The following is a 22,839-nucleotide window of genomic DNA, read 5'->3' as shown; positions in this document are numbered from 1 at the left end:
TCAACCCCCGAGGCTTGCTTCGGTATTGGAAACTTTGTTGGTGCTGCTGCCGGCGGCCGGCGTGGACGAGGCGACCGGCTGTTTCTTTTCGACCGGGAACATCGTGTAGGACAGGGTGATGGTCTTCAGGTCCTTGAGTTCCGGCACGTTGACGATGTCTGGATCGACATAGAACACGACCGGCATATCCAGCGTCTCGCCGGGCTTCAGCGTCGTGTCGGTGAAGCAGAAACACTCCACCTTATTGAAATAGGCGCCGGCCATTTCCGGCTGCACATTGAACGAGGCGCGGCCGGTAATGGGGCGGTCGAACTTGTTGGTGGCGCTGTAATGCGCCTGCGCCGTCGCGCCGATCTTGATCGTCACCGAGCGAGCGACGGGCTCGAACTGCCACGGAATGCCGTTGGTGTTGGCATCGAATCGGATGGTGATGTCGCGGTCGAGCACGCGGCCGGCATATTGCTTCTCGGCGCGCTGCGTGGTGCCGCCATAGCCGGTGACCTGGCAGAACATCTTGTAGAGCGGCACCGCCGCATAGGCCATGCCGACCATGCCGGTGAAGAAGGCAAGGCAGACGACGGCGACGATGCTGTTGTTCACCTTGCGGGGCTTGCTCAAGTCGCCGGCCATCAGCCGCCCCCCAACAGGCCCGAGCCGGCCAGGCTGGCGCCATGGTGACCGAAGCGCACGATGGTGGCGGCATAGAAGATGATGACCAATGCCGCGAGCGCGATGCCGATGGCGATGGAGCGGTTGCGGCGCGCCTTCTGCTGGCGTTCGGTCAGCGTGACCAGTTCGAGCTTCTTGTCGGCCACGATCATACTCCCCCCATCACGAGGGCGCGCCCGACCACGCAGTCGACGAGATAGGCGGCAAAGATAGCGAAGAGATAGAGCAGCGAGTAGCCGAACAGGGCCTTGGCCGGCTTCATCGCGCGGTCGTCGTCACTCATGCCCAGCACCTTCCAGGCATACCAGACGAAGCCCGCGCCGAGCACCGCCGAGACGACGCCATAGCCGGCCGTGGTATAGCCGAGCGCCCAGGGCAGCACGCCGACCGGCGCAAGGATCAGCGCATAGGCAAAGATCTGCCTGCGGGTCGAGGCCTGGCCGGCGACATTCGGCATCATCGGGATGCCCGCGCGGGCGTAATCATCGGACTTGAACAGCGCCAGCGCCCAGAAATGCGGCGGCGTCCACAAGAAGATGATCAGGAACAGGATCACGCTTTCCAAGCTGACCGAGCCGGTCGCGGCGGCCCAGCCGATCACCGGCGGAATGGCGCCGGCAGCGCCGCCGATGACAATATTCTGCGGCGTCCAGCGCTTCAGCCACATCGTATAGATGACGGCGTAGAAGAAGATGGTGAAGGCAAGCAGCGAGGCCGACAGCCAGTTGACCAGCACGCCGAGCGTCATCACCGACAGCACCGACAGGACCAGGCCGAAGCTCAACGCCTCGCCCGGCGTGACACGGCCGGCCGGCACCGGGCGGCTGGCTGTCCTGGTCATCACCGCATCGATGTCGGCGTCGTACCACATGTTGAGCGCGCCAGAGGCACCGGCGCCGATGGCAATCGCCAGGATGGCGATCATCGCCAGCAGCGGATTGATGGCGACGGGCGCCGCGACCAGGCCGACAAAGGCCGTGAAGACGACCAGCGACATGACGCGCGGCTTCAACAGGGCGAAGAAATCGCCGGCGGTCGCTTCCGACATGCGAAAACCCGCTTCCTCCATCAATTTGTGGTCGGCAAGGGCCATGCGTACTTAAAGTCCAATCATTCCGTTGGCCAAGACCGCCGGACAAGCCGGCGGCCTCGTATACGTCGGGACGCTGCCTACCTGATCTTCGGCAGTTGTTCCCATTGGTGGAACGGCGGCGGCGAAGGCAGCTGCCATTCGAGCGTGGTGGCACCCTCGCCCCACGGATTGGCGCCGGCGACGCGCTTCTTCTGGAAGGCCTCGAACACGCCGTAGAGGAAGATCATGACGCCGACCGCCGAGATGTAGGAACCGACAGATGAGACATAGTTCCATCCGGCGAACGCGTCGGGATAGTCAATCGTGCGGCGCGGCATGCCGGCAAGGCCGAGGAAGTGCTGCGGGAAGAAGATCAGGTTGACGCCGACAAAGGTGACCCAGAAGTGGGTGTTGGCGATCACCGGCGAATACATGTAACCGGTCATCTTCGGGAACCAGTAGTACCAGCCGGCGAAGATCGCGAACACGGCGCCCAGCGACAGCACATAGTGGAAGTGCGCGATGACGAAATAGGTGTCGTGCAGCGAGCGGTCGAGGCCTGCATTGGCGAGCTGGACACCGGTGACGCCACCGATGGTGAACAGGAAGATGAAGCCCAGCGCCCACAGCATCGGCGGCTTGAAGGAGATCGAGCCGCCCCACATGGTGGCGATCCAGGAGAAGATCTTCACGCCGGTCGGCACCGCGATGACCATGGTGGCGAACACGAAGTAGCGCTGTGTGTCGAGCGACAGGCCGGTCGTGTACATATGGTGCGCCCAGACGATGAAGCCGACAGCGCCGATCGCGACCATGGCGTAAGCCATGCCGAGATAACCGAAGACCGGCTTCTTCGAGAAGGTCGAGACGATGTGGCTGACGATGCCGAAACCCGGCAGGATCAGGATGTACACCTCGGGATGGCCGAAGAACCAGAACAGGTGTTGGAAGAGGATCGGGTCGCCGCCATTGTCCGGCACGAAGAAGGAGGTGCCGAAATTGCGGTCGGTGAGCAGCATGGTGATGGCGCCGGCCAGCACCGGCAGCGACAACAGCAGCAGGAAGGCGGTGATCAGCACCGACCAGGCAAACAGCGGCATCTTGTGCAGCGTCATGCCGGGCGCGCGCATGTTGAAGATGGTGGTGATGAAGTTGATGGCGCCGAGGATCGACGAGGCGCCGGCGATGTGGATCGACAGGATCGCCAGATCCATCGCGGGACCCGGCTGGCCCGATGTCGAAAGCGGCGGATAGAGCGTCCAGCCGCCGCCGACGCCAAAGGCGCCGGGTGCGCTCGGCATGAACATCGAGGTGAGCAGCAGGATGAAAGCCGGCGGCAGCAGCCAGAACGAGATGTTGTTCATGCGCGGGAAGGCCATGTCCGGCGCGCCGATCATGATCGGCACCATCCAGTTGGCGAAGCCGCCGATCAGCGCCGGCATGACCATGAAGAAGATCATGATCAGCGCGTGCGCAGTGCCGAAGGCATTATACATGCTCTTGCCGCCGTCGATGGCGGCATCGCCGTTCATGCCGTAGACCATCTGCGCCAGACCGGTGAAGATCTGGATGCCTGGCTCCTGCAGCTCCATGCGGATGACGACCGAGAGCGCGCCGCCGATGATGCCGGCGCAGATCGCGAAGATCAGGTAGAGCGTGCCGATATCCTTGTGGTTGGTGGAGTACACCCACCGGACCCAGCCATGATAGGGCTTGTGATCGTGGTCGTCGTGAGCTGCAGCCTCTGCCATGTTCCGCTCCGTTCCCTAAATCTTGCTAACCCGCGGCATCAGTTGCCGGCGGCCGCTACCTTGTTGGTACCATCGATCTCGGCCATCAGCGCCTTGTTGGCGGCGGGCACGTCGGTCTTGGCCGTATCTAGCCAGGTCTTGAACTGCGCATCGGACACGACGCGGACCGCGATCGGCATGAAGGCGTGGTCCTTGCCGCAGAGCTGCGAGCACTGGCCGTAATAGAGGCCTTCCTTCTCCGCCTTGAACCAGGTCTCGTTGGTGCGGCCGGGAACGGCGTCCATCTTGATGCCGAAGGACGGCACGGCGAAGGAGTGAATGACGTCGGTGGCGGTGATCAGCACGCGGGTCATGGTGTTGACCGGCACGACCAGCTCGTTGTCGACCGCGAGCAGGCGCGGATAGAGGCCGCGGTCTTCCTTGCCGGCCTTGGCGCGGTCGGCGTCCTGGAGAACCGCCGAGTTGAAGGAGAAGGTCTTGTCGATCTGGTATTCGTAGTCCCAGTTCCACTGGTTGCCGGTCGCCTTGACGGTGAGCTTGGCTTCTTCCGGCGGCGTGTACTGCGCGGTGAGCAATTGGAAGGAGGGAATGGCGATCAGCAAAAGCACGATCACCGGCCCGACCGTCCAGACCACTTCGATCAGCGTGTTGTGGCTGGTCCTGGACGGCACCGGATTGGCGCTTGCGCGGAACTTGACGATGCAAACCAAAAGCAGCACCAGCACAAGGGCGGTGATCGGGACGATGAACCACATGGTGTAGTTCCCGAACCGCTCGATCTGCCGCATCATGTCGGTGGCCGGGGCCTGAAAGGTCATCTCCCAGTCCCGCGGCTGGTCGGCACGGGCCGCCGCACTGGAGAAGAGCACGGCCGAAGCTGCCGTACCTGCCAAGAATTCAGCGCTTGCCAGGAATTTCCTCATCGCCCTCTCGTCTCCCGCTTCCCGCGATCTGATCGCACCAATAATAGACGATGCCGGGATTGGGAATCCCGGTCTGTCCCTAGGCTGGTTCAAACCATACTCTATTTCCCTCCGCAAGGAAGGAGCGGAGGAAACCGTGCGGCATTTTTGCGCGCAAGCCGAAGCCCGTGTTCGGCGCTCGCCATGCTATATGCGGGACGGTCGCAATTCGGGCGAATTTGCTTTGGAAAAGCATGCAATTGCAGGTATCGGGGCGGACCGGCGACGGTCTCGTCCTTTACTTGGCCCCGGCGCGGCTTAAAGTGCCGTGATTCGCAATGGAGCCGTCATGACTTCCTGGCTTTCGAGAACCTTGGCGAAGGTCGTTCTTGCCGTCGCCTTGCTCGGCGTCGGCATAGCCGTTGGCGCCGCCGCCTCGCCGAACAATGCCTCGCCGCCGAGCGGCACGGTGAAGTCGACGCATGGCGCATGGTCGATCATCTGCGATACGCCGGCGGGCGCCACCTCCGAACAATGCGTGATGATGCAGAACGTCGTCGCCGAGGATCGTCCTGAAATGGGCCTTTCGGTGGTGGTGCTGCGCACCGCCGACAACAAGGCCGAGATCCTGCGCGTGCTGGCGCCGCTCGGCGTGCTCCTGCCCAACGGTCTCGGTCTCAATGTCGACGGCAAGGATATCGGCCGCGCCTATTTCGTGCGCTGCTTCCAGGACGGCTGCTATGCCGAGGTGATCCTCGAAAAGCCGTTGCTCGACACGCTAAAGAGCGGCACGTCGGCCACTTTCATCGTCTTCCAGACGCCGGAAGAAGGCATCGGCATTCCCGTCGATCTCAAGGGCTTTGCGGAAGGCTTCGCCGCCCTACCTTGATCTTGCCGCCCATGCGCCGCGGCCATTCCTGACGCTGAGGTCCGGTGGCGGTGCGAGTTGGCGGCCAGGAGGCTCGATGCGCGCGTCGTTACCCGTCGTCATCACTGGCCTGGCGCTGGCCGGCGCGGTTTCGGCCGCCCGGGCCGAGGATCGCGAAATCCTCCAGAAGCCCGACCCCGCCGCGATCCTCGATATCGCCAAGGGCTTCGGCTCGGCCAGGATGGGCAAGGACGACAACGGCGATCCGATGATTTCCGGGCGCATCGAGGGCGTCAAATACGTGGTCTATTTCTATGGCTGCGAAGACCACGAAAACTGCAAGTCGCTGCAATTCTCGACGGGCTACACCGACCCGCTGACCGCCGAACAGGCCAACGCCTGGAACAGGAAATACCGCTGGGTGAAGGCCTATTCCGGCGACGGCTCGAATTTTAGGATGGATGTCAGCTTCGCCGGCGGCATCACCAGGGCCAATCTGGAGGAGCAATTCTCCAACTGGGACTCGATGGCCGGCAATATCAAGGACTTCGTCAACGAGAAATGATAGCGGGCAGCCTTGCAATCGCCGGCTTCATCCCGTTGGCGATTGTCTGGCGGCGGCTTCGCGCCTACATCCGTTGCACAACGATTTTGTTTCCACGAATGGATCTGCCATGAACAGCCTGATCGGCCAATTCGACGTTTCCGACGATCGCGTCAAAGAGATCGTCACCGACACCATCAAGGGCGCCGACGACGGCGAACTGTTCCTCGAATACAGCGAGAGCGAAGCGCTGATGTTCGACAATGGCCGGCTGAAGACAGCCAATTTCAACACCGACCAGGGGTTTGGCTTGCGCGCCGTGGCCGGCGAGGCCAGCGGCTATGCGCATTCCAGCGATCTGTCCGAAGCCTCGCTGCTGCGCGCGGCCGATGCCGTCTCGGCGGTCAAAGGTGGCTATTCCGGTCAACTCGCGGGAGCGCCCGCCCGCACCAACCGCCACCTCTATGGCGACGAAAACCCGATCCCCTCGCCTTCCTTCGAAGCCAAAGCCAAGCTCCTGCAGGAAATCGACGGCTGGCTGCGCGCGAAGGATCCGCGCGTGCGCCAGGTGACCGCATCGCTCGCCGCCTCGTGGCAGCATGTCGAGATCGTGCGCGGCGACGGCCAGATCGTGCGCGACATCCGCCCGCTGGTCCGCATCAACGTCTCGGTCGTGGTCGGCAGCGGCGACAGACAGGAGAGCGGCTCCTATGGCATGGGCGGTCGCAAGAGCTTCGGCGAGTTCGTCAGCGAGGAAAGCTGGAAGCATGCCGCAAGCGAGGCGCTGCGGCAGGCGCTGGTCAACCTCGAGGCGGTTCCCGCGCCCGCCGGCACCTTCGACATCGTGCTGTCCAGCGGCTGGCCGGGCGTGATGCTGCACGAAGCCGTGGGCCATGGGCTGGAAGGCGATTTCAACCGCAAGAAGACATCGGCCTTCGCCGGCCTGATGGGCAGCCAAGTTGCGGCGAAGGGCGTCACGGTGGTCGATGACGGCACCATCCCCGAGCGGCGCGGCTCGCTCACCGTCGACGACGAGGGCACGCCCTCGGCGCGCAACGTGCTGATCGAGGACGGCAAACTGGTCGGCTATATGCAGGACCGGCAGAACGCCCGGCTGATGGGCATGAAAGCGACCGGCAATGGCCGGCGCGAGGGCTATGCGCACCAGCCGATGCCGCGCATGACCAACACCTACATGACCTCGGGCGACATGGAGCCGGACGAGATCATCGCCTCGGTCAAGAACGGCATCTACGCGGTTTCCTTCGGCGGCGGCCAGGTCGACATCACCTCCGGCAAATTCGTGTTCGGCTGCACCGAAGCCTACATGATCGAGAACGGCAAGGTGACGCAGCCGATCAAGGGCGCGATGCTGATCGGCAACGGGCCGGACGCCATGCATCGCGTCTCCATGATCGGCAACGACATGAAGCTCGACACCGGCATCGGCATGTGCGGCAAGGCCGGACAGGGCGTGCCGGTCGGCGTCGGCCAGCCGCATCTGCGGATGAACCAGATGACGGTGGGCGGCACGCGGGTTTGAGGCGCCCGGGGCGTTCTGGCCATCGTGTCAAAATCCGACAAAGCCTGGGCGTAGCAGCCTCTGCCTTACCCCGAACACAATCGTGTTAGGATATTATTAATTGTTCAATTGCCCAGGCTGGCTTTCGCGCATTAACCTGCCTCCAGTCTTCTCGTTGAGGTGGTGTTGGCATTGCAGCGTTCCCCTGGCGTCCTGGCCCCTTGTTTCCTCCTTGGGTTCGTTTCATTGATTGGTGCGACTTCGCTGCAGGTTAACCCTGTGGCAGCTCAGTCGTCATGGTTCAAACGGCCGGCGACGCAGCCTGCCGCGAATGGGGTTCGCTCCGCCGCGGTCGGAGGACGCACCAGCGTTCCCTACGGCTGGGTCGATTTCTGCCATCGCCGGCCGAAAGAGTGCAAGGTGCCTGCCCTGCCTGCCACGACCGTCAGGCTGACCGCGCAGAAGCTGAGCGTCCTCAAACGGATCAACCAAAAGGCAAACCGCTCCATCAAGCCCGTCAGCAATTACGATCACTGGGGCACGACGATGGACCACTGGGACTATCCGGTGGACGGCAAGGGCGACTGCAAGATCTACGCGCTCTACAAGCGCAAGCTTCTCCTGGAAGCAGGCTTTCCCCGGCAGGCGCTGCTGATGACGGTTGTTCGCGACCTGAACAATGAGGGCCACACCATCCTGACGGTGAAGACCGACAAGGGCGATCTCATCCTGGACAATCTGGTCGACGAGATCCGCCCCTGGAACGCAACCGGCTATTATTTCCTGAAACGGCAGTCGCAACAGAACCCGAACATCTGGGTTTCGCTCAATCAGCGAGGCGGCACGCCGAAAACCTGAGGTGTCGCCAGGGCTCTCAGACTGAGCGGCCGAACTGTGCGCCTTTCCTGGAACTGCTGCCGTAGCGGCCAGTCTACTGGTTGCAGGACGGCTCGCCCTCTTGCCCGCAAGACGGCTTCTTCTTGAACTCCTGCGGCTGCGGCAGACGCCGCTCCTGCATCTGCGGTCTCGGCTGCGCTTCTTCCGGCCTCCGCTCCAGTCTTTGCGGCCGCAGCGCCTGCTCGCTCGGCCTTTCCTGCCCGAACTGGCGCTGCGCATTCTCGTTCGGCCTGTTGACCCTGAAGTTGCGCTGGACGTCGACTTCCGGGCCGGCGGACCCTTCTTCGTTCTGCAACCTGCGGAACTTGCGACTCCTGTCGCCCCGGTTGGCCGAACTCTGATCGCCCGGTTCGACGATGGCCTGGCCGGGGGAGAAGTCCCTGCGCATCAGCTTCCTCGGCCTGCCATTGTTCCGATCGGAGAACACGTCCGGATTGTTGTTCTGGAACCGCTCCCTAGCGTTCGGCCGGTTCTCGGCCGGCATGCCGTTGACGGTCGGCAGCCTGCGGAATTTCCTGCTCTTTTTGTTTGCGCCGGCCGAGCCCTGATCGCCTGGCTCGACAACGGACCGGCCGGCGGACAGGTCCTTGCGCGTCAGCTTCCTCGGCTTGCCGTTGCTCTCATCGGAGAAGGCGTTCGGATTGTTCTTCCGGAACCTCTCGCGCGCGCTCGGCGGGTTCTCGGTCGGCATGCCATTGACGGTCGGCAGCTTGCGGAGCTTGCGATTCTTGCCCTGGGCATTACCGGCTCCGGTCTGCTCGTTGCCCTGGCCGGTAACGGCGGCGCCGGTATTTCCGCCCGCCGCGCTCCGCTTGCTCAGCAGTTTACTCGACTTGTTGCCTGGCAAGTTCTGGTCGTCGAGCGCCGGCTTGCCGTTGACGAGCGGCAGCCTCTTGCCGTTCGCTCCAGGCAAGGCATGGTCGCGCGACAGCTTGCCGGTCGCGGACCGGGTCTCCGACTGCGGAATAGCAGTGCCGGGCTGCTGGCCCTGGATGACGCGCTGGCCGGGCTTCGGCGGCAAACCGACCTGTCTCTGGCCGCCCTGATTCTGGCCGCCCAGCTGCTGATTGGTGATCTGACGGGACATGGCCGCCTTCTTCTGCAGCGGCGGCGGCAGCGCAACCCTGGCCGCCAGCGCATCCGCGCGGGCACCAACGGCGCCTCCGGTCGTCTGCCGGCCCGTGGCGCGGCCACCCTGAACACCGGCGCCTGACTGCGCCGCCTGATTGATGGTTTCGTTCTTGATCGTCGTGTTGATGTTGTTGATGACGGTCGTGTTGTGGATGTTGTTGAAAATGATGTCGTTCCGCGGCGGCACGATGCGGCGTGGCGGGTTGATGAACACGGGTATCGGCACGAATACCGGCGTCGGCAGGACGAAGACATCGACCGGCGGCGGTGGTGGCTCAAGCACGATGAAATCCGGCGGCGGCGGCGGCAGGAAGATCACCGTGATCGGCGGTGGCGGCGCGAAATCGAAATCGTCGAAAAAGATTACTGGACGGTCGACATAGATAATTTCCTCGGGCGGCGGCGGCGCCACGTCGTAGACGATGACGGTAAAGCTCTCCGGCGGCTCCAGCTCGGCGTCGAAATGCTCCAGCCGGCGGCGCGCGTCCCAGGCATGCGGGCCGTGCGGGTAGCGCTCCAGATAGGACCAGTAGGCTTCCGGCGTGTCCTGCTCCCAGGTCTCGCGCCAGGTGATCGCTTCGCGTCGCGCGGCGATGATGGCGCGCACGCGCTTGGCCATCGGATCGTGCGGATAGGCGTCGAGGAAATCCTCGTAGCCGCGCATCGTGTCGCGATCGAGGGCGGCAACATAGGCGTCATGCGCGTCGAAATCGCGGATCGGCCTGGTTCGCGCCGCCCGGGTCTCCGCGGCCGAAACCTTGGGCGGAGGAGCATCCGCGCTGCGTTCGAAGAAGACGAAGGGCGCGTCGATCTTCGAAGCGCTCCATGGCAGTTCCCCGCCTTGGGTGACGTCGCTGACACGCAGGCGCGTGCGGTCGAACACGTCCTGCAGCGACAGGCCGCCTTCGCGCATCATCTCGGCAAGCGCCTTGGCGTAGGCTCCGTAGGGGCCTTTGCCCGCCGGCGCGACGGTTCCCGGAGCGGCGTTGAAGGCGATCAGCATGTTCGGATCGGGATCGACCAATGCAAGGCCACCGGCCAGCGGCTCCTTCCACTTCGGGAAGGAATTTGGCCGCGCCGCATCGAGCACGACGATATTGACCTTGGTCGGTAACCCGGACAGCGGCCTGGTGATATCGGAAATCCGCATCGCCTGAAGCGGGACATCGTTTGGATTGGCGATCTGAGCATCGACTGGAAGGAAGTAGTTCTCGCCCTCGAACTGCACACCTTGGCCGGCGAGATAGACGAACACGACGGCATCCGGACCGGCCGCCGACACTTTGGACATGAAATCCCGGAACGCGCCGCGCAACGAATCCTGATCCACGTCGCGCGCGCCGACCACGTCAAAACCGGCGGCCTGCAATGTCTGTCCGATCAAGCCGGCGTCATTGGCGGCCGTCGCGAGCTCTCCGGTCTCGTAGGCGCCGTTGCCGATGACGAAAGCCAGCCGCTTCTCGCCTTGCGCAAGCGCCGCGGTTGCGGCGCTGACCACGAAAAAGATGAGAACGACGACGAGACCAAGGATTTTCTGAAGCGTCCGCATTGCAATCCGCAATCCGCTATCCGTCGTCCCTTCGGCCTAACAACGCCGGAGGGTCGAAATGTTTCCCGAAGCGGGCAAAAATAAAGAGACGCAACACGGCGGCTTTGGGGCGCAATTTCGTCGAAAGAACCGAGGCTTCACAAATTTTCCGCGAGCCAGCGGCATTGGACTACCGGCGTCGCCTCGGCTTCTCCAGCAGGGCCACGGCCTCGACATGCGGCGACCACAGGAACTGGTCGATCGGCGTGACAGCCTTCAGCGTGTAGCCGCCATCGATCAGTATCCTTAGATCCCGTGCGAGCGTCACCGGATTGCAGGAGACGGCGGCGACCAGCGGCACGTCGGAGCGGGCGATCTGCTTCGACTGATCCTCGGCACCGGCGCGCGGCGGATCGAAGACCACGCCGTCGAAGGCGTTCAGCTCCTTGAAGGTCAGCGGCCGGCGGAACAGGTCGCGGCGTTCGCTGGTTACCCGCTTCAGGCCGCTGGCGAAGCGGAAGGCGCGATCGAGCGCGGCAAGCGCTGCGGCATCGCCTTCGACGGCATGAACCTCGGATTTCGCGCCAAGCCGCAGCGCGAAGCTGCCGCAACCGGCAAACAGGTCCGCGACCTTCTTCGCGCGCGACAGATGCTGGCCGACGAGGCTCGCCATCGTCTGCTCGGCGGCTTCCGTCGCCTGCAGGAAAGCGCCCGGCGGCATGGCGACCGCGACCGATCCGAACTGCACCACCGGCTTCTTCGGCTCGACAATGATCTCGCCGTCGACGGAAAGCCTCGCCAGGCCTTCGGCCATGACGAAGTTGGAGGCTATGCGGCGCTGGTTGTCGCCGAGCTTGCCGGCATCGTGGACGGCAATGTCGAGGCCGGACGCGGTGACGGTCACCGTCATATGGAATGCTTTCGGCGTCGCGCAGATCAGGTCGGCCAACGCGCGCAATCTATCGAGCGCCGAGACGATCGCCGGCAGCGAGATCGGGCATTCCTCGATCGGGATGATCTCGGAGGAAAGCGCGCGCACGAAGCCGAGCTGCATGCCGGCCTCCGCGCGCCTTGCGCTGAACGTGACGCGGCGACGGCTGTGCGGCGCGCAAGGCACCAGCGCAGCGATCTCGCAAGCGATGCCCTTGCCCTTCAACGCCTGCACGACCTTTTCGCGTTTCCATTGCCGGTAGGCCTCGGCCTCGTAGTGCTGGAGCGCGCAGCCGCCGCATTCGGTGAAATGCCGGCAGGCCGGATCGATCCTGAGCGGCGAGGCTTCCAGCACCGACATCAGCGTGGCGCGGTCCTTCTGGCGCGCGGCGGTGACGGTTTCACCCGGCAGCGTGAACGGAATGAAGACCTCCCCGCCCTCTGCATTGGCGATGCCGTCGCCCTGCGAGCCCAGCCTCGCGATCGTGAAGCGTGTGCTCATCGCGCGTCCTTCATGGCGGCGAGCAGGAACTCGCGGTTGCCGTCGCTGCCTTCGATCGGCGACGGGTGGAGACCCAGCACGCGCCAGCCGGGGACGCCGGCAAGCCAGTCATGCAGGCTTTCGGCGATGCGCCCGGCATCGCCTGGCTCCTTGAGCAGGCCGCCCTTGCCGATCGCTTCGCGGCCGGCCTCGAATTGCGGCTTGACCAGAAGAATTGCCTTGGCGCCCTCGCCCGCCAATTCCAGCGCCGGCGGCAGCGCCAGTTTCAGCGAGATGAAGCTGACGTCGCAAACCAGGAAGCCGGGAATGCCGCCGCCGAGATCGGCTGCCGTCAAATCGCGGGCGTTCAGCCCTTCGATCACCGTCACGCGCCGGTCGCCGGCAATGTCGGGGTGGATCTGGCCGTGGCCGACATCGATTGCCGTGACATGCGTTGCGCCGCGGTTCAGCAGCACCTGAGTGAAGCCGCCGGTCGAGGCGCCGATATCGAGCGCCACGCTGCCGGAAGGATCCAAGCCGAAACGGTCGAGGCCGGCGATCAGCTTCAGCGCGGCGCGCGACACATAGGCTTGCGCCGGATCGTCGATCGCGATCAGGCAATCCGGCACGACGGGCTGGCCGGGCTTGCGGGCAACGATGCCGTCAACCGTGACCGTGCCGCGCTCGATCGCGTCGCGGGCACGCGAGCGGCTGGCGAACAGGCCGCGCCCGACGAGCAATTCGTCGAGCCGCTGGCGCTGGCTGGCTGACTGAGCGGAATTCATCGGCCTTCATTGGCGAAAGCCGAGCGCGAACGCAATGCTTGAATAAGGGGCGATAGGCTGCAGAATGCCGACAGGAGCGGGCCGTTCATCAGTCGGTGGAGGTGGCAATGCTGAAGGGTACCTGTCATTGCGGCGCGGTCCATTGGACGCTAGAGGGCGATGCCGGTGGGATAACCGCCTGCAATTGCACGCTTTGCCGCCGCTACGGCGCGCTCTGGGCCTATGACTATGTCGACGAACGCATTCGTGTCGCCGGACCGGTGAAGTCCTACACACGCGCCGAGGTGGCCCAGCCCGTGTTGGAAATCCTGTTCTGTCCGACCTGCGCCTGCGTGGTCGCCTGGCGCGGCCTGCGTTCCGGCAAGAGCGGCCGCACGCGCATCGCCGTCAATGTCAGGCTGGCGCCGCCGGAGGACGTCGCCGACCTGCCGATCGACCATTTCGACGGCCTCGACACATTTGACGACCTGCCGCGCGACGGCCGCTGCGTGCGCGATATGTGGTTTTAAAAAACAGTCCGCGGAGCCGGGCGCTCGACGGCCGGCATCAAGCCATCATTGCCGGAGGCTTCCTTGCGCGGCGCCTCGGCCGGGGCCGGCGCAGCTTGTGTCGCTTGCGGCAGCACGACGAGCTGGGGCGCCTGCTTATAGGAGAAGCCGCCGCGAATGTTGCCCATCTTGCCGGCGACGATATCCAGCACCGCCTTTTCGAGATTGCGGTCGTAGCGCGTTTCAGCTGCCGCCGGCGCAGCCATGGCAGCCAAAAGGGCGACGCCGCACAGAAGCGTTTTCATTCTGCTATCTCCCAGCCTGGCTTGAAGTTCTAGCAGGGCGCCGTTGAAAATCGGCCAAGAGACAGGGTAAGCGAACCACCAAACGGTAGCGTTAACAAATACTTACAGAATGAAGCCGGCAAACGGATTCATCGCGTTGAGATTTCGATTCAGGCGCGCTGAGCCTGCACGCCGCGGCCGAGCGCGGCGAAGACCGTGCGCACGATGCCCGCCGAGTCCAGGCCGGCATCGGCATACATCTTTTCGGGCTTGGCATGGTCGGCAAATGCATCCGGCAGCACCAGCGGGCGCACCTTGAGGCCGCTTTCCAGCAGGCCTTCATGGGCAAGGAAATGCAGCACCTGGCTGGCGAAGCCGCCAATGGCGCCCTCCTCCACCGTCACCAGCACTTCATGCGAGCGGGCGAGCCGCCGGATGAGATCTTCGTCCAGCGGCTTGGCAAAACGGGCGTCGGCGACGGTGGTGGACAGGCCCGCCGCGCTGAGCTCCTCGGCGGCCAAAAGGCAATCCTGCAGCCGCGTGCCGAAGGAAAGCAGCGCCACCTTGGCGCCCTCCTTCAGGATGCGGCCCTTGCCGATTTCAAGCAGCGCGCCGCGCTCCGGCATGTCGACGCCGACGCCATTGCCGCGCGGATAGCGGAAGGCGATCGGGCCATCATCATAGGACGCGGCGGTGTGCACCATATGGCGCAGCTCCGCCTCATCCGCCGCCGCCATGACGACGAAACCGGGCAGCGTCGCCAGGAAGGTGGTATCGAAAGCGCCGCAATGGGTGGCGCCATCGGCGCCGACGAAACCGGCGCGGTCGATCGGGAAGCGCACCGGCAGCTTCTGGATCGCCACGTCATGGACGACCTGGTCGTAAGCGCGCTGCAGGAAGGTGGAGTAGATGGCGGCGAAGGGCTTGTAGCCTTCGGTGGCCAGCCCCGCGGCGAAAGTCACCGCATGCTGCTCGGCAATGCCGACGTCGAAGGTGCGCTTCGGAAACGCCTCGCCGAAGAGGTCGAGGCCGGTGCCGCTTGGCATGGCGGCGGTGATGGCGACGATGCGGTCGTCCTCGCGCGCTTCCTGGATCAGGCTCTCGGCGAAGACCTTGGTGTAGGCGGGCGCGTTGGCCGGCGCCTTGGCCTGCGCGCCGGTGATGACGTCGAATTTGTTGACGCCGTGATACTTGTCGGCCGCGGCCTCCGCCGGCGCGTAGCCCTTGCCCTTCTGGGTCACGACATGGATCAGCACCGGGCCTTTGCCGTTGTCGCGCACGTTTTTCAGCACCGGGATCAGGTGTTCGAGATTATGCCCGTCGATCGGGCCGATGTGATAGAAGCCGAGCTCCTCGAACAAGGTGCCGCCGGTGACATAGCCGCGCGCATGCTCGACCGCGCGGGTGATGGCGCGGTCGGCGCGCTTGCCGAGATAGGATGTCAGCTTCTTGCCGAAATCGCGCAGGCCCAGATAGGCCTTGCCGGAGGCGAGCCGCGCCAGATATGCGCTCATCGCGCCGGTCGGCGGCGCGATCGACATGTCGTTGTCGTTGAGGATGACGATCAGCCGGGCATCGAGCGCGCCGGCATTGTTCAGCGCCTCGAAGGCCATGCCGGCCGACATCGAGCCATCGCCGATGACGGAAATGACATTGTTGCGGCCGCCCGATAGGTCGCGCGCCATGGCCATGCCGAGGCCGGCCGAAATCGACGTCGAGGAGTGCGCGGCGCCGAACGGGTCGTATTCGCTCTCGGCCCGCCGCGTGAAACCGGAGAGACCGCCTTCCTGGCGCAGCGTGCGGATGCGGTCGCGGCGGCCGGTCAGGATCTTGTGCGGATAGGCCTGGTGGCCGACATCCCAGATCAACCGATCCTGCGGCGTGTTGAAGACGTAGTGCAACGCAACGGTCAATTCGACCACGCCGAGGCCGGCGCCGAGGTGGCCGCCGGTCTGCGACACGGCGTCGATCAGTTCGGCGCGCAGCTCCGCGGCAAGCTGCGGCAGCGCGCCCTCATCAAGCGTCCGCAAATCCGCCGGAATGCGGACCTTGTCGAGCAGCGGCGTGTCTGGCTTCACTCGGGCGCGTCCTGCCTCAATCGATCGAACACGGCGCTACCAGCGAATTGCGCCATAATCATGCGCGGGAATAGGCCGCCGGCATGCGAATGTAAATGCGCGTCAGTGACGCGCGGGTTGAACGATCCCTAGTTCTCGGGCAGCGGGATGAACTCTTCCTCATCGCCAGGAACGATATCGAAGCGGCCTGTCTTCCATTCCTGCTTGGCCTGCTCGATACGTTCTTTCGAGGACGAGACGAAATTCCACCAGATGTAGCGCTTGGAGCCCAGCGAGGCGCCGCCGAACAGCATGAAATGCGCGCCGCGCTCGGAGGAAACGACGATTTCCTCGCCCGGCTTGAACACCAGAAGCCGCTCGGCCGGGAAAACATCGCCGGCGATCGAGACGTCGCCTTCCAGCGTGTAGATGGCGCGCTCCTCGGCATCGGCCGGGATTTTCAGGCTGGCACCCGCTGCCAGGCGCAGGTCGGCATAAAGCGTGTCCGAAGCGGTCGCGACCGGCGAGCGCAGCCCCGAAAACTCGCCGATGACGACGCGGCCGCTGACGCCGTCGGCATCGATCTCGGGCAAGCGGGCCACCGACGTGTTGGCGAACACCGGGGCGACTTCTTCCTTGCCGTCCGGCAGCGCGAGCCAGGTCTGCAGGCCGGAGACCGACATCGGCGCGCCGCGCAACTCCTCCGGCGTGCGCTCGGAGTGAACGATGCCGCGTCCGGCGGTCATCAAGTTCACGTCGCCCGGCGCGATCACCATCTCGGTGCCGAGCGAGTCGCGATGCCTGATCCTGCCGTCGAACAGATAGGTGACAGTGGACAGCCCGATATGCGGGTGCGGGCGCACGTCGAGCGCATGACCGGCGCGCAGGATGGCGGGGCCCATGCGGTCGAAGAAGATGAACGGCCCGACCAGACGGCGCTTCGCCGTCGGCAGGGCGCGGCGTACCTCGAAACCGCCAATATCCTTGGCGTTGGGGATGACCATCAACTCGATCTGATCGCAGGCGAAGGCATCACCGGGTTCAGGATCGTTTCCTGGAAAGAAGCTCATGTTGCCCCTTAGGCGAAGCGCAGCGCCGACCTGGCTTTCGCCTTGGCCGCCACTTCCTCACGATTGCGTGGTTCCTGTGTCGTTTCAAGCGAATCCAGCAACTCGCGCGCCGCGGCGGCAATCGCCTCGACGGCATGGTGGAAGGCATGCTCGTTGCGTTTGGACGGTTTGGTCGAGCCGCTCAGCTTGCGGACGAACTGAAGCGCGGCGTCATGCACTTCGTCATTGGTCGCCGGCGGTTCGAAATTGGCCAAGGTCTTGATGTTGCGGCACATGGCTTGAACTCCTTACCTGCTTTCTCTGCCCCACCCTTTGTCGACTATTCCGCGTCGAGCGGCTCCGTTCCCACCGGCTTGCCGTCGCGCGACAGCCTGATCTTCTCGACCTTGTCCTCGGCCGCCTTGAGCAGCCGGTCGCAATGGGCCTTGAGCGCTTCGCCACGCTCATAGATCTTGATTGACTGGTCGAGCGGGACGTCGCCGCGCTCCAGATCGTCGACGATCTTCTCCAGCGCGTCGAGCGCCTGTTCGAAGCTCATCGCCTTGACGTCCTCATTGCCTTCGACAGCCATGCTTTATCCCTTCATCAGCCGCCCGACATGGGCGGCGACAGAAAATGCCAGTCCTTGCAGATCGTAGCCGCCTTCCAGCAGGCTGACGAGCCTGTTGCGGCTGTGGCGGCCGGCGCGCTCCATCAATTGGCCGGTCGCCCAGTCGAAATCATCCTCGGTCAGGTTGATCTCGGCGAGCGGATCGCGGTGATGCGCGTCGAAGCCGGCGGAAATGATGATCAGGTCCGGCGCGAATGCATCGATGGACGGCAGCACGCGCGACAGGAAGGCGTCGCGGAACAGGTCGCTGCCGGTCTGCGGTGCAAGCGGCGCGTTGACGATATTGCCGGCGCCGGTTTCGCTCTTCGCGCCGGTGCCCGGGTAAAGCGGCATCTGGTGCGTCGAGCAGTAGAGCACCGACGGATCGTCCCAGAAAATGTCCTGCGTGCCGTTGCCGTGGTGGACGTCCCAGTCGACGATGGCGACGCGCTCGGCCTGGTGCTTCTTCTGCGCATAGCGGGCGGCGATGGCCGCGGTGTTGAACAGGCAGAAACCCATCGCGGTGGTCTTTTCGGCATGGTGGCCGGGCGGGCGGGCGGCGACGAAGGCATTGGCGGCGCGGCCCTCGAAAACGTCGTCTACCGCCGCATTGGCGCCGCCGATCGCCGTCACCGCGGCCTGCCAGCTCTTCGGGCTGGCGCTGGTGTCGGCATCGATCGAGGCGATGCCGCTCTGAGGGATCGCCGCGCGCACGCGTTCGACGAAGTCCTCGGGATGCGCGTAAAGGATCGTCGCCTCGTCACCTTCCGGCGCCTTGACACGGTCGAGCGCCGAAAAAGCCTCGTCGTCCAGCACGCGCTCGATGGCGCGCAGGCGGTCGGGCCGCTCGGGATGGCCGGGCGGCGTGATGTGTTCCAGGAAGATCGGGTGGGTGTAGAGACGGGTGGCCATGGCGCCTAATCTAGGCACCCGCGGCGTGGATGACCATGTTTAGAAACCGAATGGCTGGGGAAAATTGCGTCAGCCTGTGTCGCCCGCGCCATTGGCGGGTGCCAAGCTTCGGGGTAAGGTCGCTTCGCTGCCTGGTGCCCGCGATGCGGGAGAATCGGGAACACGGTTGAAATCCGTGGCGTGCCCAACGCTGTGAGGGGGACCGCGCCGGCAAAGCCACTGTCGATGACGGGAAGGCGCCGGATGCGGGACGATCCCGAGCCAGAAGACCGGCCTGGCAGACATGGTCATCCGTTTGGTCAGGCGGGTGACTGCTTGTCGCAAGGGGAAAAGCGATGACGGCAGCAGCGATCGCCGCGAGCGGCGATGACTTTGACCAATTGGCGCGCGACGCCGTCTACCGGGCGATGTTCACCAGGCGCGACGTGCGCAGCCATTTTGTCCCGGACGATCTCGATGACAGCGTGCTGGCGCGCTTGCTCACTGCCGCCCATCACGCGCCGTCGGTCGGCTATATGCAGCCGTGGAATTTCATCGTCATCCGCGACGCGGCAAGGCGGCGGCAGGTGCGCGACCTGTTCCTCGCCGCGCGCGAGCAGGAATTGCCGGCGATCGAGGCGGAGCGCCAGGCGCTCTACCGCAAGCTCAAGCTCGAAGGCATCTGCGAAAGCGCGCTCAATCTGTGCATCACCTGCGACCGGCAGCGATCAAAGGACTCGCCGCTGGGACGCTGGCATAACCCTGAGATGGACCTCTACAGCACCGTCTGCGCGGTGCAGAATTTCTGGCTCGCGGCGCGGGCCGAAGGCGTCGGCGTCGGCTGGGTCAGCATCATCGAGACGGAGGCGCTGAAGCAGCTTCTCTCGATTCCCGAACATGTCACGCCGATCGCCTATCTCTGCGTCGGCCGCGTCTCGGCCTTCGCGCCGAGGCCGGACCTCGAGGCGCATGGTTGGGGCAAGCGCCTGCCGCTGCCCGAGTTGGTGATGAGCGAGACTTTCCGCGGCGCCGGCGAAGCGCCGCTCAAATCAGCGATAGCTAGGCTTGGCGGCCTATCAAAGCTGTGATCAGGCGGCTCTCGGGGTATCCCAGCGCGAACCACCGCCGAAGGAGCCCAGCGCCTTGTCGCGCAGTTCCCTGAATTTCGAGGATGCCTCGGCCAGCCGGTGGTCCCATTCGGGATTGGGGACCTGGCCCTCGATGGCCTCGAAATAGACCTGCATCAGGGAGGCGATCGCAAAAGGCTCGATGAAGGCTGCCTTAAAGGCCCAGGCGAAGATGATGGCTAGCACGAAGGCCCAGCCGGCAAGCTCGCCCGGCATGACCCAAAGGATCGCGGCCGCCGGCGCCAGCATCAAAAGGAAGATGACGAAGGACACGCCCCACATGATCACCGCCAGCCAGACGGCGTTCTTGACCATGTGCTTGCCGTTCTGCGCGTAAAGCACGACGCCTTGCCGCGCCGTCTCGAAAGGCGAGTTCGAATTGATGCGGATGTTGTAGCCGAGGATGATCTCGTCGACATAGGTCAGCGACAGGCGGATCACCGTGTTGATGAAGCTGACCAGCCCGCTCAAGCCTGGAATGGGCAGGAATGCCGCGATGCCGCCGATCAGGCCGGTGATGGCGCGGATGGCGCCCTTGACCAGTTGGTCGACGACGAAAAGGATGTTGGCCTCGGCGAAACGCTGGGTCACCACTTCCTTGGCATAGGCGATCTGGCCCTGGCCATCGGGAATGTCACGGCCGTCGATCAGATGCACCATGACGGCGATATGGCCGGCCTTGAGCACATAGAGGATGTATTCGCGGATCCAGTAGACGGCGATCGAAACGACGCCGAAGCCGACCACGCCGCCCCAGAGCGCAAAGGATGTCGGGCCGTCAGGATCGGTCGAGATGTGGCCGACGCCGTAGCCGACGCTGGCGCCGGTTCCGGTCGCCATGATGTAGGCGGCCGTGATGCCGAAATAGACGATCATGCGAAAGACGATGAAAGGCCATGTCCGCATCATGATGGACACCGACCTGGCGATGCTGAAGTCCCACATGCCCCGACTCTCCCACCCTTAGAGGTGGCGGAGGAGGATGCGCTCGCCCCATTGATTGTCAATCGCTGCAGGGTTGCACTGGCCCGAAACCGGTGCACAACGCGGTGGCTTGGTTACCCAAGCGTGCCCTCAAAGCTTCTTACGCAAACCTTCGAGCAGCTGCTTAAAGGCCGCGATCGCCTTCTTCGACGTCGCTTCCGGATCCTTCGAATTGGCGATGCGTTGCGCGGCCTGGCTGCTGGCGCCGTTGATCAGTCGTGAGGCGGTCTCGGGATCGAGATCGGGAACGACGACGCCTTCCTCCTGCAGCCTAGTCAGATGATCCGTCATTGACGCGGTGCAGGCATTGGCGTTCGGCCACTGCGCCGGATCGCCGAGCACGGCCGGTCCGTCGCGGAACATGATGCGCTGGATCTCCGGCTCCAGCGCCATCTCGATATAGGTGGTGCATTCGTCGACGAAGTGCTGCCAGCGGGTCGGTGCTTTCGAAGCCACCTCGTTAACGCGCACGGCCATCTCGCCGTCGATTTCGGCGATCACCGCCTGCAACAGCCCCTTCTTGTCGCCGAAGTGATGGTAGAGCGCGCCGCGCGTCAAACCGGCCGAGGCGGTGAAATCGTCCATCGAGGCCTCGGCATAGCCGATCGTGCCGAAGGCGTGGCGGGCGGCCGCGATCAGCTTGGCGCGTGTCTCAGCGATCATCTCCCTGCGCGGTCTGTGCATGGCCCTGGACCTATTAACATACGCCTCGTATGCCAATTGACATACGCAACGTATGAATTATCTGACACTCATACGCTGCGTATGTAATCGCGGCGCCTTCCCTTGTCGAGGAGCAGGATCATGCGAAACCCCTATTCGGACATCTTTCGGGCTCCCGGCACGAAAGGCTTTGCCGCCGCCGCCTTCATCGCGCGGTTGCCGATCGCCATGGCGCCGATCGGCATCGTGGCGATGCTGTCGCAGACGCATGGCGAATACTGGCTGGCCGGCGCGGTTTCCGCGACCTATGCGCTGGTCAACGCATTCCTGTCGCCGCAAGTGTCGCGGCTGGTGGACCGGCGCGGCCAGACAGCGGTGGCCGCGCCGATGACGCTCGTCTCGGTGCTTTCCTTCGCGACATTGACCGTGGCCGCCAATCAGCACTGGCCAGTCTGGACCCTGTTCGGATCGGCGCTGCTTGCCGCCGCCATGCCCAGCATCCCGGCGCTGGTCAGGGCGCGCTGGACCGGAATCTTTCGCGACCGGCCCGAGCTCAACACCGCCTTCGCCTTCGAATCGGCTGCGGACGAACTGGTCTATATCGCCGGCGCCTCGCTGTCAGTGGGCTTGAGCGCCGCGCTGTTTCCCGAAGCCGGCATGGTGGTCAGCACATTGCTGCTTGCGCTCGGCTCGGCGGCATTCCTGCTGCAGCGCTCGTCCGAGCCGCCTGTCCGCCCAGCGGGGCACGGCGCGGCCGGTTCTGCGATCCGCCTGCGTCCGGTCCAGATCATCACCTTCGCGCTGATCTTCGTCGGCGCGACCTTCGCCACCACGGAAGTCACAACCGTTGCGATCACCAAGGAGCTCGGCCAGCCGCAAGCGGCGAGCCTTGTCATCGGCGTCTATGCGCTTGGATCCTTCGTGCTCGGCATCATCGTCGGCGCGCTCAGCCTGAAGGCGCCGCTGCAGCGGCAACTGGCGCTCGCGGTCACCGTCCTTGCGATCAGCGCGCTGCCGCTGCTCTTCGCCGACACAGTGCCGACGCTGGCGCTTGCCGTCTTCGTCAGCGGCGTCGCGATCTCGCCGACTTTCATCACCGCCTTCGGCCTGATCGAGCGCCACGTGCCGCCGGCAATGCTGACCGAAGGCGTCACCTGGGTGACGACCGGCATCGGCATCGGCATGGCGCTGGGCTCCTTCGCCGCCGGCTGGATGGTCGACAATTTCGGTCCGCAGAGCGGGTTCTTTGTGTCCGTCGCGGCAGGCGCGATCGCTCTTGCCACCGTGCTCGCCGGCCAATGCCGGCTGGCGACTGACGAGTGCGATGTGGATAGGGGCGAGGCCGTGGCTCCCGCGGAGTGACGGTCATTCGACTACCGTCAGCGCAGACGTTGGCCGACGTCGTCATCCACGGGCGGAGCGACGCGAAGCGGAGCGCAGACCCGAGGATCCATTCCGTTACCTTGATCGCAGAATGCGGCGGAGCAGAATTCTGGACCGTTGCAGCGCTTCGAAGTCACGGAATGGATCCTCGGGTCTTCGCGCGTCGCTTCGCTCCTTGCTTCGCCCGTGGATGACGAAGTCGCAAAGACTTCGTCGCTCCAGC

The 22,839-nt window shown here is 64.4% G+C and carries 23 protein-coding genes and 1 riboswitch; of the genes, 7 read left to right on the top strand and 16 right to left on the bottom strand.

What is annotated here, in order from left to right:
- The 5 genes from YU3_RS0101995 to coxB form a co-directional block, all read right to left on the bottom strand.
- Window positions 1–630 carry a cytochrome c oxidase assembly protein gene (locus YU3_RS0101995; RefSeq protein ID WP_027164661.1) on the bottom strand — a complete coding sequence of 210 codons (630 nt, stop codon included), beginning with the start codon at window positions 628–630 and terminating at the stop codon, window positions 1–3.
- The gene (locus YU3_RS0101990; RefSeq protein WP_027164660.1) at window positions 630–821 is read right to left on the bottom strand and encodes a hypothetical protein; all 192 of its coding nucleotides are present in this window, start codon (window positions 819–821) and stop codon (window positions 630–632) included. The genes YU3_RS0101995 and YU3_RS0101990 overlap by 1 nt, the downstream gene beginning before the upstream one ends.
- Window positions 818–1,762 (bottom strand): heme o synthase, encoded by a 945-nt coding sequence (locus YU3_RS0101985; protein ID WP_027164659.1) that lies wholly within the window; start codon window positions 1,760–1,762, stop codon window positions 818–820. The genes YU3_RS0101990 and YU3_RS0101985 overlap by 4 nt, the downstream gene beginning before the upstream one ends.
- Before the next feature lie 77 nt (window positions 1,763–1,839).
- Window positions 1,840–3,492 (bottom strand): cytochrome c oxidase subunit I, encoded by a 1,653-nt coding sequence (gene ctaD / locus YU3_RS0101980; RefSeq protein WP_027164658.1) that lies wholly within the window; start codon window positions 3,490–3,492, stop codon window positions 1,840–1,842.
- 38 nt (window positions 3,493–3,530) lie between these two features.
- A complete protein-coding gene (gene coxB, locus YU3_RS0101975) occupies window positions 3,531–4,415 on the bottom strand; it encodes a cytochrome c oxidase subunit II (protein WP_027164657.1) in 885 nt (294 codons plus the stop codon).
- 328 nt (window positions 4,416–4,743) lie between these two features.
- On the opposite strand from coxB, the gene YU3_RS0101970 reads away from it, so the two are divergent.
- The 4 genes from YU3_RS0101970 to YU3_RS0101955 all read left to right on the top strand — a co-directional run bounded on the left by YU3_RS0101970 (window position 4,744) and on the right by YU3_RS0101955 (window position 8,186).
- Window positions 4,744–5,283 (top strand): invasion associated locus B family protein, encoded by a 540-nt coding sequence (locus YU3_RS0101970; protein WP_027164656.1) that lies wholly within the window; start codon window positions 4,744–4,746, stop codon window positions 5,281–5,283.
- Window positions 5,284–5,359: 76 nt separating this feature from the next.
- Window positions 5,360–5,827, top strand: a complete 468-nt coding sequence (locus YU3_RS35845) for a YbjN domain-containing protein (RefSeq protein ID WP_051333814.1) — start codon at window positions 5,360–5,362, stop codon at window positions 5,825–5,827.
- A gap of 109 nt (window positions 5,828–5,936) precedes the next feature.
- Window positions 5,937–7,349: a metalloprotease TldD gene (tldD, locus tag YU3_RS0101960; protein WP_027164655.1), complete on the top strand. Its 1,413-nt coding sequence runs from the start codon at window positions 5,937–5,939 to the stop codon at window positions 7,347–7,349.
- Window positions 7,350–7,520: 171 nt separating this feature from the next.
- The gene (locus YU3_RS0101955; protein ID WP_027164654.1) at window positions 7,521–8,186 is read left to right on the top strand and encodes a transglutaminase-like cysteine peptidase; all 666 of its coding nucleotides are present in this window, start codon (window positions 7,521–7,523) and stop codon (window positions 8,184–8,186) included.
- Window positions 8,187–8,259: 73 nt separating this feature from the next.
- On the opposite strand, the gene YU3_RS35840 is transcribed toward YU3_RS0101955, so the two are convergent.
- The 3 genes from YU3_RS35840 to YU3_RS0101940 all read right to left on the bottom strand — a co-directional run bounded on the left by YU3_RS35840 (window position 8,260) and on the right by YU3_RS0101940 (window position 13,080).
- On the bottom strand, window positions 8,260–10,905 hold the full coding sequence (locus YU3_RS35840; protein ID WP_036257663.1) for a caspase domain-containing protein: 2,646 nt from the start codon (window positions 10,903–10,905) through the stop codon (window positions 8,260–8,262).
- A gap of 169 nt (window positions 10,906–11,074) precedes the next feature.
- Window positions 11,075–12,316 carry a class I SAM-dependent RNA methyltransferase gene (locus tag YU3_RS0101945; protein WP_027164653.1) on the bottom strand — a complete coding sequence of 414 codons (1,242 nt, stop codon included), beginning with the start codon at window positions 12,314–12,316 and terminating at the stop codon, window positions 11,075–11,077.
- Complete coding sequence (locus YU3_RS0101940) at window positions 12,313–13,080, bottom strand: TlyA family RNA methyltransferase (protein ID WP_027164652.1); 768 nt, start codon at window positions 13,078–13,080, stop codon at window positions 12,313–12,315. Before YU3_RS0101940 ends, YU3_RS0101945 begins: the two co-directional genes overlap by 4 nt.
- Window positions 13,081–13,187: 107 nt before the next feature.
- Between YU3_RS0101940 and YU3_RS0101935 the strand changes: the two genes are divergently transcribed.
- On the top strand, window positions 13,188–13,589 hold the full coding sequence (locus tag YU3_RS0101935) for a GFA family protein (protein ID WP_027164651.1): 402 nt from the start codon (window positions 13,188–13,190) through the stop codon (window positions 13,587–13,589).
- Here the strand turns inward: YU3_RS0101935 and YU3_RS0101930 are convergent.
- The 6 genes from YU3_RS0101930 to YU3_RS0101905 all read right to left on the bottom strand — a co-directional run bounded on the left by YU3_RS0101930 (window position 13,586) and on the right by YU3_RS0101905 (window position 18,480).
- Entirely contained in the window at window positions 13,586–13,873 is a 288-nt protein-coding gene (locus YU3_RS0101930; RefSeq protein WP_027164650.1) for a hypothetical protein, read from the bottom strand. The genes YU3_RS0101935 and YU3_RS0101930 overlap by 4 nt on opposite strands.
- A gap of 149 nt (window positions 13,874–14,022) precedes the next feature.
- The gene (dxs, locus tag YU3_RS0101925) at window positions 14,023–15,930 is read right to left on the bottom strand and encodes a 1-deoxy-D-xylulose-5-phosphate synthase (RefSeq protein WP_036257661.1); all 1,908 of its coding nucleotides are present in this window, start codon (window positions 15,928–15,930) and stop codon (window positions 14,023–14,025) included.
- A gap of 128 nt (window positions 15,931–16,058) precedes the next feature.
- On the bottom strand, window positions 16,059–16,979 hold the full coding sequence (locus YU3_RS0101920; RefSeq protein WP_027164648.1) for a pirin family protein: 921 nt from the start codon (window positions 16,977–16,979) through the stop codon (window positions 16,059–16,061).
- A gap of 8 nt (window positions 16,980–16,987) precedes the next feature.
- Complete coding sequence (locus YU3_RS0101915; protein ID WP_027164647.1) at window positions 16,988–17,254, bottom strand: DUF2277 domain-containing protein; 267 nt, start codon at window positions 17,252–17,254, stop codon at window positions 16,988–16,990.
- A 44-nt stretch (window positions 17,255–17,298) separates the two neighbouring features.
- A complete protein-coding gene (locus YU3_RS0101910) occupies window positions 17,299–17,550 on the bottom strand; it encodes an exodeoxyribonuclease VII small subunit (RefSeq protein ID WP_027164646.1) in 252 nt (83 codons plus the stop codon).
- 3 nt (window positions 17,551–17,553) lie between these two features.
- Entirely contained in the window at window positions 17,554–18,480 is a 927-nt protein-coding gene (locus YU3_RS0101905) for a histone deacetylase family protein (protein ID WP_027164645.1), read from the bottom strand.
- A 115-nt stretch (window positions 18,481–18,595) separates the two neighbouring features.
- Window positions 18,596–18,773, top strand: a riboswitch (cobalamin riboswitch).
- Window positions 18,774–18,815: 42 nt separating this feature from the next.
- Here YU3_RS0101905 and bluB point away from each other — a divergent pair.
- Window positions 18,816–19,547: a 5,6-dimethylbenzimidazole synthase gene (gene bluB / locus YU3_RS0101900; RefSeq protein WP_027164644.1), complete on the top strand. Its 732-nt coding sequence runs from the start codon at window positions 18,816–18,818 to the stop codon at window positions 19,545–19,547.
- Here the strand turns inward: bluB and YU3_RS0101895 are convergent, their stop codons facing one another.
- A complete protein-coding gene (locus YU3_RS0101895; protein WP_027164643.1) occupies window positions 19,548–20,531 on the bottom strand; it encodes a hypothetical protein in 984 nt (327 codons plus the stop codon).
- A 129-nt stretch (window positions 20,532–20,660) separates the two neighbouring features.
- Entirely contained in the window at window positions 20,661–21,254 is a 594-nt protein-coding gene (locus tag YU3_RS0101890) for a TetR/AcrR family transcriptional regulator (protein WP_027164642.1), read from the bottom strand.
- Window positions 21,255–21,374: 120 nt separating this feature from the next.
- Here YU3_RS0101890 and YU3_RS0101885 point away from each other — a divergent pair, with 120 nt between their 5' ends.
- A complete protein-coding gene (locus YU3_RS0101885) occupies window positions 21,375–22,595 on the top strand; it encodes an MFS transporter (RefSeq protein ID WP_027164641.1) in 1,221 nt (406 codons plus the stop codon).
- Window positions 22,596–22,839 lie beyond the last annotated feature (244 nt).

This window comes from Mesorhizobium sp. WSM3224, assembly GCF_000427725.1.
In the GTDB taxonomy this organism is placed as follows: Bacteria; Pseudomonadota; Alphaproteobacteria; order Rhizobiales; family Rhizobiaceae; genus Mesorhizobium.
Note: the sequence above shows the minus strand (reverse complement) of the source record. Positions and strands in the feature narration are given on the sequence as shown.